At 69.6% G+C, this 16292-nt stretch carries 12 protein-coding genes and 1 rRNA gene; 5 read left to right on the forward strand and 8 right to left on the reverse strand.

The features are described from left to right. Positions 1–53: 53 nt before the first annotated feature. Entirely contained in the window at positions 54–776 is a 723-nt protein-coding gene (locus KIK05_RS25515) for a TetR/AcrR family transcriptional regulator (RefSeq protein ID WP_214413349.1), read from the forward strand. Positions 777–834: 58 nt separating this feature from the next. Here the strand turns inward: KIK05_RS25515 and KIK05_RS25520 are convergent, their stop codons facing one another. The 4 genes from KIK05_RS25520 to KIK05_RS25535 form a co-directional block, all read right to left on the reverse strand. Beyond that, positions 835–2658: an acyl-CoA dehydrogenase gene (locus KIK05_RS25520; protein ID WP_214413350.1), complete on the reverse strand. Its 1824-nt coding sequence runs from the start codon at positions 2656–2658 to the stop codon at positions 835–837. Positions 2659–2772: 114 nt separating this feature from the next. Then, complete coding sequence (locus tag KIK05_RS25525) at positions 2773–4188, reverse strand: hypothetical protein (protein WP_214413351.1); 1416 nt, start codon at positions 4186–4188, stop codon at positions 2773–2775. Positions 4189–4363: 175 nt separating this feature from the next. Further along, a complete protein-coding gene (locus tag KIK05_RS25530; protein WP_214413352.1) occupies positions 4364–5302 on the reverse strand; it encodes a hypothetical protein in 939 nt (312 codons plus the stop codon). Continuing rightward, positions 5299–5850, reverse strand: a complete 552-nt coding sequence (locus KIK05_RS25535) for an RNA polymerase sigma factor (RefSeq protein ID WP_214413353.1) — start codon at positions 5848–5850, stop codon at positions 5299–5301. Before KIK05_RS25535 ends, KIK05_RS25530 begins: the two co-directional genes overlap by 4 nt. A 172-nt stretch (positions 5851–6022) precedes the next feature. On the opposite strand from KIK05_RS25535, the gene KIK05_RS25540 reads away from it, so the two are divergent. Continuing rightward, the gene (locus tag KIK05_RS25540) at positions 6023–6406 is read left to right on the forward strand and encodes a VOC family protein (protein WP_214413354.1); all 384 of its coding nucleotides are present in this window, start codon (positions 6023–6025) and stop codon (positions 6404–6406) included. A gap of 60 nt (positions 6407–6466) precedes the next feature. On the opposite strand, the gene KIK05_RS25545 is transcribed toward KIK05_RS25540, so the two are convergent. Beyond that, a complete protein-coding gene (locus tag KIK05_RS25545) occupies positions 6467–6922 on the reverse strand; it encodes a hypothetical protein (RefSeq protein WP_214413355.1) in 456 nt (151 codons plus the stop codon). Positions 6923–7047: 125 nt separating this feature from the next. Here KIK05_RS25545 and KIK05_RS25550 point away from each other — a divergent pair, with 125 nt between their 5' ends. Further along, positions 7048–7497 (forward strand): GNAT family N-acetyltransferase, encoded by a 450-nt coding sequence (locus KIK05_RS25550; protein ID WP_214413356.1) that lies wholly within the window; start codon positions 7048–7050, stop codon positions 7495–7497. Between the two features lie 7 nt (positions 7498–7504). Here the strand turns inward: KIK05_RS25550 and KIK05_RS25555 are convergent, their stop codons facing one another. Next, positions 7505–9520, reverse strand: a complete 2016-nt coding sequence (locus KIK05_RS25555) for a molybdopterin-containing oxidoreductase family protein (protein WP_214413357.1) — start codon at positions 9518–9520, stop codon at positions 7505–7507. A 361-nt stretch (positions 9521–9881) separates the two neighbouring features. On the opposite strand from KIK05_RS25555, the gene KIK05_RS25560 reads away from it, so the two are divergent. Next, entirely contained in the window at positions 9882–12413 is a 2532-nt protein-coding gene (locus tag KIK05_RS25560) for a lysylphosphatidylglycerol synthase transmembrane domain-containing protein (RefSeq protein ID WP_308250108.1), read from the forward strand. Between the two features lie 45 nt (positions 12414–12458). Here the strand turns inward: KIK05_RS25560 and mgrA are convergent, their stop codons facing one another. Continuing rightward, positions 12459–13466: an L-glyceraldehyde 3-phosphate reductase gene (gene mgrA / locus KIK05_RS25565; RefSeq protein ID WP_214413358.1), complete on the reverse strand. Its 1008-nt coding sequence runs from the start codon at positions 13464–13466 to the stop codon at positions 12459–12461. Next, positions 13463–15541: a S9 family peptidase gene (locus KIK05_RS49015; RefSeq protein WP_214413359.1), complete on the reverse strand. Its 2079-nt coding sequence runs from the start codon at positions 15539–15541 to the stop codon at positions 13463–13465. The genes mgrA and KIK05_RS49015 overlap by 4 nt, the downstream gene beginning before the upstream one ends. Positions 15542–16178: 637 nt before the next feature. Between KIK05_RS49015 and KIK05_RS25575 the strand changes: the two genes are divergently transcribed. Continuing rightward, positions 16179–16292: ribosomal RNA gene (locus tag KIK05_RS25575) — 16S ribosomal RNA — on the forward strand; the annotation flags it as partial.

Genomic DNA, 16292 nt, shown 5'->3' on the forward strand with positions numbered 1-16292 from the left:
GCGTACAACGTACACATTAAGCGTACGTCGTACAAGAGAAATACGATGTACGCATGGAAGAAGCGGAGCGCCTGAGACAGGGACTGTGGGAGCGGCTGTCCGCCGAGCGGCAGGAAGACCGCAGGCCGCGGCTCACCCATCGGCGCATCGCCGAGGCCGCCTTCGAGATCGCCGACACCGAAGGCCTCGACGCCGTGACCATGCGCCGGGTCGCCAAGGAGCTGGGCGCGGCCACCATGTCGCTCTACCGCTATGTCGAGAGCAAGGAGGAACTGCACGAACTACTGCTCGACGAGGCCGTCGGGCGCATGGGCCTCCCCGAGCGGCGTACGGGCGACTGGCGCGCCGATCTGCGTGAGCTCGCCGTCCGGCAACTGGCCGAGTTCCGCCGCCGTCCCTGGATCATCACGCTGCAGTCGGCCACGCCGACGTTCGGCCCGAACACCCTGCAGACCTCGGAGTACGCCATGTCGCTGCTCGACGGCCTGGGGTTCACGATCGACGAGATGATGCAGATCTTCAACCTCGTGCGCGCCCACGTGACCAGCCTCGTACGCGCGGAGCGGCAGGTCGAGGCGGCGCTCCAGCGCGCCGGCCTGGACGAGGAGCAATGGCAGGCCGCGCACGCGCCGTATCTCAGGGAGCTGATGAGCAGCGGCCGGTACCCCTACCTCGAACGCATCATCGCCGAGGCGGAGCACCTCCCGGTCGACACCGCGTTCGAGTTCGGCCTGGAGATCCTTCTGGACGGCGTCGCCGCCCGCCTCTCACGCTGAAACACCAGAAGGGGAGGGAGCCTGGTGGCTCCCTCCCCTTCCCGTGGCCGCCGAGACGTCAGAACGCGTCCTCCGGCAGCTCCATCAGGCTCTGGTCGGTGGCGACGAGCGTGCGGCGCTCGGCCGCCAGGCGCGGCAGCACGGTCGTGGCGAAGAACGACGCGGCGGCCACCTTGCCGGTGTAGAACGCCTTGTCGCGGTCGGACTCACCGAGGGCCTTCAGGGCGATCTCGGCCTGGCGCAGCAGGAGCCAGCCGATGACGAGGTCGCCGAGGGCGAGCAGGAACCGGGTGGTGTTGAGGCCGACCTTGTAGATCTCCTCGGCCTTCTCCAGCGACCCGATCGCCCATCCGGCCATGGTGTCGCCCATCGTCTTGATCTCGTCGGCGGCCTCGTCGAGCAGCTTGCGCTCCTCCTTGAGCCTGCCGTTGCCGGCGTCGGAGGCGGCGAAGGCCTTGATGTCGGCGAGCAGCGAGCCGAGCGCGGCGCCCTGGTTGCGCAGCACCTTGCGGAAGAACAGGTCCAGGCCCTGGATCGCGGTGGTGCCCTCGTAGAGGGAGTCGATCTTGGCGTCGCGAATGTACTGCTCGATCGGGTAGTCCTGCAGGTAGCCCGAGCCGCCCAGCGTCTGCAGCGAGCGGGCCAGCATCTCGTACGACCGCTCGGACCCGACGCCCTTGACGAGCGGCAGCAGCAGGTCGTTCATCGCCTCGGCCTCGGCGTTCCTGACGCCCTCGTGCCCGGCGATCAGCACGGCGTCCTGGAAGGTGGCCGTGTACAGGACCAGCGCGCGCATGCCCTCGGTGTACGCCTTCTGCAGCATGAGCTCGCGGCGGACGTCCGGGTGGTGCGTGGTGGTCACGCGCGGAGCGCTCTTGTCGGTCATCTTCGTCATGTCCGGGCCCTGCACCCGCTCCTTGGCGTACGCCAGCGCGTTCAGGTAGCCGGTGGACAGGGTGGCGATCGCCTTGGTGCCGACCATCATGCGGGCGTGCTCGATGATCATGAACATCTGCTTGATGCCCTCGTGCACGCCGCCAACCAGCGTGCCGATGGCGGGATGCTTGGCGCCGAAGGTGAGCTCGCAGGTCGTGGAGGCCTTCAGGCCCATCTTGTGCTCGACGTTGGTGACGTAGACGCCGTTGCGCTCGCCGAGCTCACCGGTCTCGAGGTCCACGATGTACTTCGGGACGAGGAACATCGACAGGCCCTTGGTGCCCGGGCCCGCGCCCTCGGGGCGGGCGAGCACGAGGTGGAAGATGTTCTCCGTCATGTCCTGCTCGGCACTGGTGATGAAGCGCTTGACGCCCTCGATGTGCCAGGTGCCGTCGGGCTGCTGGATCGCCTTGGTGACGCCGGCGCCGACGTCGGAGCCCGCGTCGGGCTCGGTCAGCACCATGGTCGCGCCCCAGTCGCGCTCGATGGCCATCTCCGCGAAGCGCTTCTGCTCCTCGGTGCCGATCTTCCACAACGTGTAGGCGAAGTTCGGGCCCGCGCCGTACATGTAAAGGGCGGGGTTGGCGCCGAGCACCATCTCCGCGGTCGCCCACGCCACGCTGCGCGGCAGGCCGGGGCCGCCCAGGTCCTGCGGCAGGTCCAGGTGGGTCCAACCGCCCTCGAGCAGTGCCTGGTAGGACTTCTTGAACTTCTCGGGGAGCTTCACGGTGCCGGTGGCGGGGTCGAAGACCGGCGGGTTGCGGTCGGCGTCCTCGAACGACTCGGCCAGGGGGCCGGTGGCGAGCCGGTTGACCTCGTCGAGGATGCTCCGGGCGACGTCCTCGTCCACCTCGGCGAACGGTCCGGTGCCGAGGATCTCACGCCTGCCGAAGACCTCGAAGAGGTTGAACTCCACGTCGCGGACGTTGCTCTTGTAGTGGCCCATGGATGCGTGTCTCCTCGAACCAAGGGGGAAATAGAACGTACTCGTCAGTAACCTTACCGCGAATGCTACCCACGAGTAACCCCTGAGAACCGGTGGAAAGGGTGGCGTGCACCACTACGGGCGGGCGCCTCCTCCCGGCCTCCGCCGGCCGCGCACGACCGCCACCAGGTCCGCGGCCGCCAGGGCCGCCGCCAGGCAGGCGACGGGGATCACCGGCAGGACGTAGCGATGGTCGAAGTCCAGGACGGCCACCGGCCCCACCAGCAGGAACATCGCCGCCGCCCACGGCAGCAGCGCCGTCCGCCGCCGCACCAGCGCGCCCAGCCCGCCGAGGAGCAGGATCACCCCGATCACCGGTCCGCGTACGTACGCCGGGTACTGGTAGGCGATCAGGAAGCCGGCGTAGGGGTCGACCGAGCGCAGCCCCGTGATGCCGTCCGGGTCGTAACCCCTGCGGGCCTTCTCCACCAGCGGGTAGTCCGGCAGCGACCACTGCCCCCGCGCGAACCCGAAGGCCGGCGTGACCCGCAGGGGGTGGCGGACCGGTGTCCAGGCGAAGGTGAGCGCCGTGTCACGCGCCACGTCGGCCAGGTAGTCGAACGGCTGGGCGAGGATGGCGCGGACCGCGAACGAGCGCGCCAGGTCGTTGTTGGCGTCGCGTCCTCCGGGAAGCAGGTTGAGGGACGCCTTCGAATCCCATACGTACTCCGAGGCGGCGTCCTGCCGGGCGCCGTTCGGGCACAGGCGGGCCTCGGCCGGCGGGGGCTTGATCACCGAGCAGTCGGCGAACGTCATGGTCCGCGCCCACAGCAGACCGCCGTCCCCGGTGGTCAGGGTGAACTTACCGTTGACCTGGGCGTTCCAGCCCGCGTACGCGACCAGTGGCAGTGTCCCGGCGATTGCCAGGGCGGCGAGCCGGCGTACTCCGGCGCGCCGCACCGCCAGGCAGATCAGGGTCACCACGAGCAGCGGCAGCGCGATCGTCCGGGTGAGCGTGGCGAAGGCCAGCAGCCCCCCGGCGACGGCGTACGCCCGCACGCTCGGTTGCGGCGACCAGAGCAGGATCGCCAGTGCCGCCACGATGAGGAAGTTGAACAGCGTGTCCGACAGCACTCCGTGCTCCAGTCGCAGGAACGACGCGTCGAACAGCACCGGCACGGCCGCCAGGCACGCCGCCCATCCCGGCAGGCGACGGCGGCGCAGCACGGCGTAGATCATCACGCCGATGCCGAGCCCCATCGCGTGCTGGACCCCCACCACCAGGGCGATGCTGTGGAACGGCCGCAGCAGCCACAACAGGAAGGGGTATCCGCTCGGGTGGAACCCCAGCGTCGGCCGCAGGTGCAAGGCCACATCCAGGTAGTCGAACGAGTCGTACCAGTACAACTGCGCCGGTCGGTACCCCAGCATCGTCACGACGCGGAGCGCGGCGGCCAGGCCGAGGACCACCGCGAACGGCAGGTGCGCCCGCAGGGTGGGCCGCGCCCGGGCGAGCCGGAGATGCGACGGCCGGAAGGTGTCGATGAGCACGACGAATCCAATCTTGACAAATAGTGATCAAATGGCCGCGTACGGTAGTCGTGTCAAGCCGTGCGTGGGCCAGGGAGGAGAGGGGTCGCGAAGAGTTACGCGCTGGAGGTCAGAGCCTCACAAGGGGCCGGTGACCCGGCGGCGGCCCTCAGCGGGGGCGGCCGCCGGGAGACCGCTATCTCACGGAATCCGAGCCGACCTTCAGCCCGGGTGTGTCGATGTCGGGTCCGTCGCACCAGAAGTCCACGCTCTTCGGGTGGGGGTGCGGGGCGGGGTCGACCAGGAGAAGGGCCTGCCCGTTCTCGCTCATCACGCCGTCGTGCACGTACCAGGAGTCGGGCGCCGACGAGCGGTTGCCGTGGTAGGTGGTGTAGATGACGTTGGTGACACCGTGCCGCTTCAGCAGTCGCAGCACGTCCGGGACCTTCTGGTTGATGAAGTCGATGCAGGCCAGGGGCTCACCGGGCGCGGCGAGCCAGCCGGGTGACTGGTAGCGCTCGCCGGGGAGCGCCTTGCGTGTCAGCCAGATCGTCCCTCCGCCCTGGTAGCCGACCCGGATGCGCACTCCCAGCGTGCAGTGCTCCCAGAAGCCGCACGTCCGGTCCTCCAGCGAGGTGATGTCGTCGCTGGGCGGGATGACATGGGTGACCTTGGGATCGACCTCGTCGACGTCCTCCGGGATCACCGCCACGTCGCCCACCTGACTCGGGCTGCCCGGCACGACCTTGATCGTGACCTTCAGGCCGCGCGCCTGGAGTTCGGCCTGGTACCGCGTGGGGTCGGCGAAGAGGTCCTTGACCTTGATGACGAAGAACTTCCCCGACTCGGTGATGTCGAGGGTGGCCGAGGCCGGCTGGACCCCGAGACCGGACGGGATCGCCCAGCCCAGGATCACCAGCAGCGCGGCGAGCGGCGCGGCCAGTCTCCAGCGCGAAAGGCGCGGTAGACGCATGCGCTCGGTGAGCGGCACCTTCTGCTGGGAAGGGTTCAGGAGGGTGGCCTCGGCGGGCTTTCCGTCGAGGATCTCCTGGAGCAGCTCCCGCCCGCCGGGAGTCATGCCGGGGCCGGGGTCGGGGCTGATCGAGGCGACCAGGCGGTCGATGTCCGTCTTCACGATTGCCCCTTCAGTAGCGCGACCGCGCGCGGGCCGTAGGCGACGAGGTCGAGGTCCGCGGCGTGGAGTTCGCGCGCCAGCCGTTTGCGGGCGCGGTGCAGCCGCAGGCGTACGGCTCCGCGCGAGCAGCCGAGGACGGTCGCGATCTGGGCGCTGTCCAGCCCCTCCCAGCTGACCAGCGACAGCAGTTCCCTGTCGTCCGGGCTGAGCCGCTCGAACGCCGCCCGGACCGCGTCGCGGTCGTGGCGGGGCGAGGATTCGTCCCAGGTCTTCAGTTCGGCGCGCAGGCGGGTGGCGAGCGCGGTACGGCGCATCTCGCCCCGGCGCTGGTTGGCCAGGACGAGCCGGGCCACCCCGTACAGCCAGAGCCGGGCCTGCTCGCCCTCGGGGATGTCGTCCACCCGGCGCCATGCGGTCGCGAACGTCTCCGAGAGCGCGTCGGCGGCGTCGTCGGGTGACTCGGTGCGCCGCCGCACGTACGCCAGGAGGTCCGCGTAGTGGGCCAGGTAGATCGCCTCGAAGCGCTGCCCTGGCTCGGGTGGTCCCACGCCACTCGTTCCTTCCGATGGGGTTGCTCTCGGCAAGCCTTGCCTGAAGAGCCGCTGACCTCCACACATGTCCGGGTATCGAGAAGTGTTTCAGGTGTCGGGAGAAAAACCTGGATGGATCGGCGCAGCAACCAGCTTGACCTGTTTGCCGGTGTTGCGCTTGGCTGAGGCCATGATTGGCATCCACAACGTGACCGTCGACGCGGCCGACCCTTACGAACTCGCCCAGTGGTGGCACCAGGCCATCGGATGGCCGCTCGACGAGGAAGCCGAGAAGGGCGACGAGGAGGTCATGCTCCTGGCGCCGCAGGGGCCTCATCTGCTGTTCATCCAGGTGCCGGAGGGCAAGACCGTCAAGAACCGCCTCCACCTGGACGTCAGGGCCGAGGAGGGCGGCACCCGTGACGGGGAGGTCGAGCGGCTGGTCGGCCTGGGCGCCGAACTGTTCGAGGACCACCGCAACCCCGACGGCACGGGCTGGGTCACCCTTCTCGACCCGGAGGGCAACGAGTTCTGCGTCTGCCGCAACGAGGCCGAGCGCGCCGCGACCGCCTGACCCCCGGTATGCGAAAGGTCCGCCTCCCCACGGGAGGCGGACCTTCGAGGTACGCCGGGATCACCGAGTGGTCTGGCCCCCTCCGTTACGGGAGATGGCCGTGAGGCCCGCCGCGATCAGGTAGACCGCCGCGCCGCCCAGCGCCGCGTCCCGGGCGGCGCCGAACACGCCTTCGCCGTCGAAGACCAGCTGGATCGGGTACATCATGACGGCCGCGCCGAGGCCCGGGTAGAGCGCGAACCGCCATGGGTGGCGCAGCGACCAGAGCCGGGCCTGCCGGGTGACGCGGTCGCCGGTGTCCGGCTTCCTGACGGCGCCGATGGCGGCCACGAGGCTGAAGAGGCTGACACCGAGGCAGAGCGCCCAGGCGAAGTCGGCAGGCCCGGGGAGGATCACTCCCATGACGTAGCTGATCGCCGCGCTCGCCGCGCCGGTGATCGCCGCGGCCTTCCAAGGCGCGCCACGGAGGGCGGCGCCGGCGAGCGACATCTCGTCGCGTCGAGTCAGTTCGTTCATGCTCACAGATTGCCCCGCGCCACCCCTTCGGCACATCGGGGACCAACCCTGATCCCTCCCTGACCCCGCCCCTCGCCGCCGAGCGGAGCGAGGCGATCAAGCACGGCTCTGGATACGCTTCAGGCATGTCTTTGATCTTTCGTCCCGCCCGGCGGGAGGACGTTCCCCTGATCGTGGCCATGCTCGCCGACGATCCGATCGCCGCCGCCCGTGAGGGGGACCCCTCCGACGAGGTCTACCTGACCGCCTTCGAGGCGATCGACGCCGACGCGCGGCAGGAACTCGTCGTCGCCGAGGCGGACGGGGAGGTGGTCGGCACGATGCAGATCACCTACATCCCCGGCCTGTCCCGTAAGGGCGGGGAGCGGGCCCTGATCGAGGCCGTACGCGTCGCCGCCGGCGCGCGCGGCCAGGGCCTCGGCCGCGCGATGATGCGGTGGGCGGTCGACCGGGCCCGCGACCGCGGCTGCCGCATGGTGCAGCTGACCAGCGACAAGGCCCGGGCCGACGCCCACCGCTTCTACGCCTCACTCGGCTTCGTCGACTCCCACGTGGGCTTCAAACTCAGCCTCTGAGCGTGCGTCACGGGGCGGGAGCGATCTCCACGAAGTTGTCGTGATAGACGGCGCCCCTGCCCATGTCGGCGTCGCGCTCGTCGACCAGGACGTTGGCGTTGACCCCGCCGGGGCTGAGCTTCGGCCAGTTCCCCTTCGTCGTGGCCACCACGCCCGCTCCCACCCGGTCGGTGACCCGCAGTTCCATGGTCATCTCGCCGTTGTCGTTGAAGACGCGCACCCGCTGCCCGTCGGCCAGGCCCCGGTCGGCGGCGTCCTTCTCGCTGATCATGATCGCCGGCGTGCCGGCGCGGCGTACCAGCTCGGGGTTGTTGCCGAACGTGGTGTTGAGGAACGTGTGCGCCGCCGGCGTGACCAGCGTCAGCTTGTACGGGCCCTCGGCGCGCGCCGTGAAGGGCTCGACGTAGGCCTGCCCGGCGGGCGGGAACTCCAGCTTGCCCGAGGCCGTCGGGAACCCCTCGGTGAACGGGACGAACGGGTCCGGGTAGTTCATGCGCACCCATCCCTCGCGCCGCAGCCGCTCCACGGTGATCCCTTCGAGAGCCGGGTGGCCGGACGACAGCAACTGCTCGGCGATCTCCAGGTCGGAGTCGTAGAGGGACGGTTCGGTCAGGCCGAGGCGCCGGGCCACCCGGCGGAAGGTCTCCGTCGTGGACAGGCACTCCCCGGGCGGGGGGACCGCGGGCTCGTTCCACACCAGGTACATGTGGCCGTATCCGGCGTGCAGGTCGAAGTGCTCGATCTGCATGGTCGCGGGCAGCACGATGTCGGCGTAGTCGACCGTGTCGGTGGGGAACTGCTCCATCACCACCGTGAACAGGTCGTCCCTGAGCAGGCCCCGGCGGATGCGGTTCTGGTCGGAGGTGCTGCCCATCGGGTTCGCGCCGTAGACCCACAGGCACTTGACGGGGTTCACGGTGTCCTCCAGGCCCTCCGCCAGGCGCGTCATCGTGAGCGAGCGCACGGGCTTGGCGAGCAGGTCGGGCCGGGTGTCCGCCGTGATGGGGACATAAGCGCTGGTGGAGTAGGCCACGCCGCCGCCCGGGTACCTCCAGTCGCCGGTCACGCCCGGGATGCAGGCGATCGTCCGCATGGCCGTTCCGCCGCCGCGGTGACGCTGGATGCCCATCGTGGCCCGGATCCCGGTCGGGCGGGTGTGCGCGAGCCGCACACCGAGGGCGCGGATGTCCTTCTCCGGGATCCCGGTGATCTCGGCCGCCACACTCGGGGGATACCTGCGGATCTCCCGCTGGAAGTCCTCCCAGCCCGTGGTGTGGTTCTCCAGATAGTCGCGGTCCTCGGCGCCCTCGTCCAGCACCACGTGCATGAGGGCGAGGGCGAGCGCCGCGTCGGTCCCCGGGCGGATCGCGAGGTACTCGTCGGCCTGGTCGGCGGTCCGCGTCCTGATCGGGTCGATCGCGACGACGTGCGCACCGTCCGCCCGCGCGTCCTGGATGAACTTCCACAGGTGGTGGCCGCTGGTCAGCGTGTTCGTGCCCCACAACAGGATCAGCTTCGACTGCGCGAACGTCTCGGGATCCATGCCGCCGGGAGTGCCGTTGGTGTGCTGGAGCCCCAGGTTGCCGGCGCGGGAGCAGATGTTCAGGTCGTGGCGGGACGCCCCGAGCGCGTTCCACAGCCGCCGCCCGGCCTCACCGGTCTCGCCCTGGATGTACCCCAGGGTGCCGGTGCCCTGGTACGGCCAGATCGCCTCGCCGCCGTACTCGTCGATGATGGAGGTGAGGCGCTCGGCGATCTCGTCGAGCGCCTCGTCCCAGCTGATGCGCTCGAACCGGCCGGAGCCCTTCGGGCCGACGCGGCGCATGGGGTGGAGGATGCGGTCGGCGGCCTTGGCGTGCTCCAGGTAGCGGTTGACCTTCACGCACAGCGCGCCACGGGTGTAGGGGTTCTCACGATTGCCACGCAGGCGTACGGCCTCGCCGTCCTTCACCGTGACAACCCACGAGCAGGTGTCCGGGCAGTCGAGCGGGCAGGCGCCCAGAACGTTGAGCTCACGCGTCATGGGTCAACGGTACCTGTGCCGTTCTTGGCCGGGATATTGCACCTATGGCCATGTTTGCCCTGGTCGAGGGGAGAACGATCCCTGCCGGTCGCGCGAAGGCCATGCGACCGCCTCCCGGCGGCCACGCAGGCATTCCCGCCGTCGGTGCCGAGCGCCCGACAGGACCGCGGCCACCGATCACGGTCGGGGTACGGCCGATCGCCGTGCGCCGGACGCGCCGTAGAGTGGCAGCGAACGGCGATGGTGCGCCACCTCGCCGGCGGCCGGAGACGGGCCGCCGGATCCGGTGGGGTCCGCGCCGTTTCCTGCCGAGGGAGGCTAGAAAAGATCGTATGACCAGAGACGAGCGTAGACACCGGCGGTGACCGATATCAGGGAGCGCGACGAGGCGGCGAAGGGCGCGGGGACGGACATCTCCGTAGCCGGTCCTCCCGTGGCCGCGCACAGCCCCGATCCGGGCTCCGCTCCTCCTCCCCCTCCCGCCGCCCCGGAGACCTCCGAGCATCAGGCCCCGGACACCTCCGCATCGGGCGACCAGGTGGTCCTCGTCCAGGAGCCGCTGCTTCCGCAGCGCATCCGGCGGCCCTCGGACGCCCTGCGCTTCCTCGCCGGCCTGCTCACCCTGGCCGCCGTCGTCCTGCTGGCGCTGGTCGCCAAGCAGACCCTCAACGGCCTGGAGGCCGACGTCAGCGACGGCACGAGCCGCGCCCCCGCCCTGCTCATCGGCGTCGCGAGCTTCCTCGCGGGCACCGCCGTGCTGGCGGTGCCCGCCGCCTTCGCCGTCGAGAGGGTGTTCCACCGCGACGGGTTACGGGTCGCCGAAGGCCTGATCGCCGCGATCATCGGCATGCTCGTCTCCTTCGTGCTCGGCGAATGGCTGGTGGCCGCCGGCCCGACCGACCTGCGCGTGCTCCTCACCGGGCAACGCGACGTCGAGCCGCTCAACACCCTGCTCACCTCGGTCGTCGCCTACGTGACGGCCGTGCGCATCTCCCGCCGCCCCACCTGGCGGGCCCTGATGTGGATGGCGATCGCCCTCGACGTGTTCGCCCTGTTCACCGGCGCGGAGGCGACCGCCCTCGGCGTGTTCGTCACCTACCTCGTCGGCCTCGCCGTCGGGTACGCCACCCTGTACGCCGTCGGCAGCCCCAACACCCGGCCGCCCGGCAGCACCGTCGTCTCCGCCTTCCGCAAGCTCGGGTTCACCCCGCACAGCGCCCGCCGGGTGGCCGACGACGCCCAGGGCAGCCGCCGCTACGCCGTCTCGACCACCGACGGCCGCCGCTACGACCTCACCGTCCTCGACCGCGACCGGCAGGTCGCCGGGGTCCTCTACCGCCTCTGGCGGCGCATCCGGCTCAACTCCGAGACCCGCCGCCGCGCCATCCGCTCCCTGCGGGCCGAGCTGGAGCGCGAGGCCCTCATGGCGTACGCCGCGCAGGCCGCCGGGGTGAACACCCCCCGCCTGGTCGGCACCAGCGAGATCGGCACCGACGCCGCGCTGCTGGCGTACGAGCACCTCGAGACCCGCGCCCTGGAGGACCTCCTCGACGACGAGCTCGACGACGAGCTGATCATCAGGATCTGGCGGCAGGTGGAGCTGCTGCAGGCCCAGCGCCTCGCCCACCGCCGCCTCACCGGCGACAGCATCCACGTCGGCCCTGGCGGCCAGGTGGTGCTGATGGACGCCCGCAGCGGTGAGATCGCGGCCGGCGACCTTCTGCTCCGCCTCGACATCGCCCAGCTGCTCACCTACCTGGCGCTGCGCATCGGGCCGCAGCGGTCCGTCATGTGCGCCGCCAAGGTGATCCCAAAGCAGGCCCTCGCGGGCGCGCTGCCGCTCCTGCAGCGCATCGCGCTCACCAGGGGCACCCGTGCCGAGGTCAGCAAGGACAAAGAGATCCTCCCCGCGCTCCGCGAGCACATCGTGGCCCTCACCCCGCAGGTCGAGGTCGAAGAGGTACGGCTGGAGCGGTTCCGGCCGCGCACCCTCGTCACGATCATCGCGAGCGCCCTGGCCGCCTACTTCCTGCTCTCCCAGCTCAGCAGGGTCAACCTGGTCGAGGTCGTCACCTCGGCGAAGTGGGGCTGGGGCGGCGTCGCCCTCGTCGCGGCCATCGTCAGCTACGTCGCCGCGGCGCTGATGCTGCGGGGCTTCGTCCCCGAGAGGCTGCCCCTGTGGCCGACGGTCCTGGCGCAGTTCGCGGGCTCGTTCGTCAAGCTCGTGGCCCCCGCCGCCGTCAGCGGTGTCGCGATCAACTCCCGCTACCTGCAGAAACGCGGGATCTCGCCTGGCCTCGCCGTGGCCAGCGTCGGCGCCTCGCAGCTCGTCGGGCTCGGCTGCCACATCGTGCTGCTGCTGTTCTTCGGGTACGTCACCGGCACCAAGGCGGCCCCCACGGTGAGCCCGTCGCGCGGCCTGGTCATCGCCCTGTTGTCGGGCGCCGTGCTCGTGCTCATCGTGCTCGCCGTGCCCCAGCTGCGCCGCTGGGTCGCCGGACGGATCCGGCCGCTGTTCTCCGGGGTGATGCCGCGTCTGCTCGACGTCCTGCAGTCGCCGCGCAAGATCTTCGAAGGCGTCAGTGGCACACTGCTGCTGACGCTCGCCTTCGTGGTCTGCCTGGACGCCTGCGTGCGGGCCTTCGGCGGGTCGCTCCCCTTCACGGCCGTGGCCGTCGTCTTCCTCGCCGGGAACGCGATCGGCTCCGCCGCGCCGACGCCGGGCGGCCTGGGCGCCGTCGAGGCCTCCCTCTCGCTCGGCCTGACGCTCTCCGGGCTCCCCGGCACGGTCGCCACCTCGGCCGTCCTGCTCTACCGGCTGCTGACGTTCTGGCTTCCCGTCCTGCCCGGGTGGGCGTCCTTCGCCTGGCTCCAGCGACACAACGCCCTGTAGGAGCCGGCACGGCGGCCCTCCCGGGCCCGCCGTGCCGTCCTGACCTCAGACCAGCCGTTCTCCGGGCTGCGCGATCTCCTTGTCGATCGCGGTGAGCTCGTCGGAGGAGAACTCCAGGTTGTCCACCGCGGCGATGTTGTCCTCCAGCTGCCTGACGCTGCTCGCGCCGATCAGCACCGAGGTGACCCGCGCGTCGCGCAGCGCCCAGGCCAGGGCCATCTGGGCGAGCGACTGCCCGCGGCCGGCCGCGATCTCGTTCAGCGTGCGCACCCGCCGCATCAGGTCGTCGGTGAGGTTGTCCGGCCGCAGGAACCTCTGCAGGGACGCCCTCGACCCTTCAGGGACGCCGTTCAGGTAACGGTCGGTCAGCACGCCCTGCGCCAGCGGCGAGAAGGGGATGCAGCCCACGCCCTCCTCGCCGAGGACGTCGAGCAGGCCGTCCTCGATCCACCGGTTGAACATCGAGTAGCTCGGCTGGTGGATGAGCAGCGGCGTGCCCATCTCCCGCAGGATCCTGGCCGCCTCCTTCGTCTGCTCCGGCGTGTAGTTGGAGATACCGGCGTACAGAGCGCGCCCGGACCGTACGGCCGTGTCGAGCGCCCCCATCGTCTCCTCGAGCGGGGTGTCGGGATCGGGCCGGTGGCTGTAGAAGATGTCGACGTAGTCGAGCCCCATGCGCGACAGCGACTGGTCGAGGCTGGCCAGGAGGTACTTGCGGGAGCCCCACTCGCCGTACGGGCCGGGCCACATGTCGTACCCGGCCTTCGTGGAGATGATCAGCTCGTCGCGGTACGGCCGGAAGTCCTGGGCGAAGATGTAGCCGAAGTTCCGTTCGGCGGAGCCGTAGGGCGGGCCGTAGTTGTTGGCCAGGTCGAAGTGCGTGACGCCCAGGTCGAAGGCCCGGCGCAGCGTGGCCCGCTGCGTGTCGATCAGCTTGTCGTCACCGAAGTTGTGCCAGAGCCCGAGCGACACCGCGGGCAGCTTCAGACCGCTCCTGCCGGACCGGTTGTACGGCTGCCGCTGGTAGCGGTCGCCGGACGGGGAATACGTCACTTGCTCTCTCCTGTGCCGTCGGTCTTTCCGGCCCGCTCGAGGATCCACGAGAGGGTGAAGGCCTCTTCGCGCCAGGCATCGTATCGACCGCTCCTGCCGCCGTGACCTGCGCCCATCTCGGTCTTGAGCAGGAACGGCCCTCCTGTCGCGGTGGCGCGGAGCCTGGCGATCCACTTCGCCGGCTCGTGATACAGCACCCGGGTGTCGTTGAGGCTGGTGATCGCAAGGATCGGGGGATATGTCCGGTCGTCGATGTTCTCGTACGGCGTGTACGACTTCATGTACGCGTAGACGTCCGGGTTGTGCAGCGGATCGCCCCACTCGTCCCATTCGATGACCGTCAGCGGCAGCGTCGGATCGAGGATGGTGTTCAGCGCGTCCACGAAAGGCACCTCGGCCACCACGCCGGCGAACACCTCGGGTGCGAGGTTGGCGACCGCGCCCATCAGCAGACCGCCCGCCGAGCCTCCCCTGGCCACGATCTCGCTCGACCAGCCCGACTCCCTCATGTGCCTGGCCGCGTCGACGAAGTCCGTGAAGGTGTTCTTCTTGCGGGTGAGCTTGCCCTCCTCGTACCACCGGCGGCCCATCTCGCCGCCGCCCCTGACGTGGGCGACCGCGAAGACCATGCCGCGGTCGAGCAGGCTGAGCCGCGCCACCGAGAACGACGGGTCGATCGAGGTCTCGTAGCTGCCGTAGCCGTACAGCACCGTCGGGGCCGGCCGCTCGGCGCCCTTCCTGGCGATGATGGAGATCGGGACCTTCGTGCCGTCGGCGGCGGTCGCCCACTCGCGGAACTGCTCGTAGTCGTCCGGGTCGTACCCGCCGAGCACCGGGCGCCGCTTCAGCAGGATCAGCTCGTGGCCGACCAGGTCGTAGTCGTACACCGAGGGTGGTGTGACGAACGACGCGTACGCCACGCGGAGCCTGGTGGTGTGGAACTCGGGGTTGCCGGCGGGCTCGGCGGTGTACAGCGTCTCAGGGAAGGAGATCTCGTACGGCTCGCCCTCCGCCGGCAGCACGCGAATGCCGGTCAGCCCGTCACGGCGGAAGTGCACGACCGTGTGGTCGGAGAACGCGTCGACGTCGAGCAGACGGGTGTCGTCGCGGTGCCGGATCAGCGGGGTCCACTTCGAGGGGTCGTCGATCGGGGCCTCGGCCAGCTCGAAGTTCTCCGCGCCTTCGTTGTGCAGGATCAGGAAGCGGTCGCCCGCGTGGTCGATGGAGTATTCGACGCCGGTGTGGCGGGGACGCACGACGGCGAACTCGCCCGTCGGGTACTCGGCGTCCAGGACGCGGACCTCACTGGTGATCTTGCTGCTCGCGCCGAGCACGAGGTAGCGCTCGCTGCGGGTGAGGCCGATGCCGACCCAGAACCGCTCGTCGGGCTCCTCGTAGACGAGCACGTCCTGCTCGGCGGGGGTGCCGATGATGTGCCGATGCACTCGGTACGGCCGCCAGGCCTCGTCGACCGTGGTGTAGAAGAACGCCGAACCGTCCGCCGACCAGGCGCCACCGTAGAAGATGTCGGGGATCTGGTCGTCCAGGACCTCCCCGGTGGCGAGGCTTCTGAAGCGCAGGGTGAAGCGCTCGTTGCCGCTGAAGTCGGTGGAGTAGGCGAGGGTGCCGCCGTCGGGGCTCACCGCCGAGGTGCCCATGGCGAAGAACGGGCTGTCGCCGGCCAGCTCGTTGCCGTCGAGCAGGATCTGCTCGCCTTCGAGGGGCTCGCCGGGCTTCAGCACGGGAGGGGTGTCGCCCGTCGCGGCGAGACGGCACTGGATGCCGTACTGCTTCCCCTCCTCTGTGCGCGAGTAGTACCACCAGCCGCCCTTACGGGTGGGGACGGAGAGGTCGGTCTCCTGGGTACGGCCCTTGATCTCCTGAAAGAGCGTCTCCTGCAGGGGCTTCAGGTGCTCGGTACGGGCCTGCGTGAAGGCGTTCTCCGCTTCCAGGTACGCGACCGTGTCGGGGTCGTCTTTGTCGGCCAGCCACGCGTATTCGTCGATCACGGTGTCGCCGTGATGAGTGCGCTCGGCCGGAACCTTCTTCGCCACGGGAGGCGTGTCGCTGCTCACGTGGCGAGTCTATGGCGCGCCCTTGCTCTCCCAACTGGCGTGACGCACGGGCGCGGGCGCCCCGCCGGGTGGGAATGTCCGAGAGGTACCGCCTGTGTCGCCTCCGACTCCGAGATGTTCCCCGGAATGGATCGAGGGCTGTCGGGGAACTGCTAATCTTTTGTTGTCGGCACCGCCCGGCCAAACATCCCCGCACTGACCACCTTCGGGTGGCTGGCGCGCGGGTTTGTGCAGGTCAGGGTGTGTCGGCTCCCTCTATCTTGAAGATCTACCAAGCGTCGTTTGCGTCGCTCGGTGGGGTTGGGTAAGTTAGAGGGGTTGCCCTGGAGACGGGGCGGTCCGAATGCTAGTGGGTTCGGGTGGCTGGAAGTCAAGTGCCGGTAACGGCGCGATTTGCTCCCGGTCAAGCGGATCCGCTAAAGTAGAGGACATAAGTGAACGAGATGGAAGCCCCGGAGCTTGGGCCTGCTGGTCTGGGTGATGGTGTACGCGTCCGTTTCTTGAGAACTCAACAGTGTGTTAAAAGCCAGTGCATGAATATGCATTACCTCCGTCTTCCACGCCCTGTGGGGTGTGGGGATGGTTCCTTTGATTGGCACCACGGTGTGTGGTGTCTGTCGGGATTTTCTTCAGACATTGTTTGGAGAGTTTGATCCTGGCTCAGGACGAACGCTGGCGGCGTGCTTAACACATGCAAGTCGAGCGGAAAGGCCCTTCGGGGTACTCGAGCGGCGAACGGGTGAGTAACACG

This window comes from Sphaerisporangium fuscum (genome assembly GCF_018531465.1).
Classification (GTDB): Bacteria; Actinomycetota; Actinomycetes; order Streptosporangiales; family Streptosporangiaceae; genus Sphaerisporangium; species Sphaerisporangium fuscum.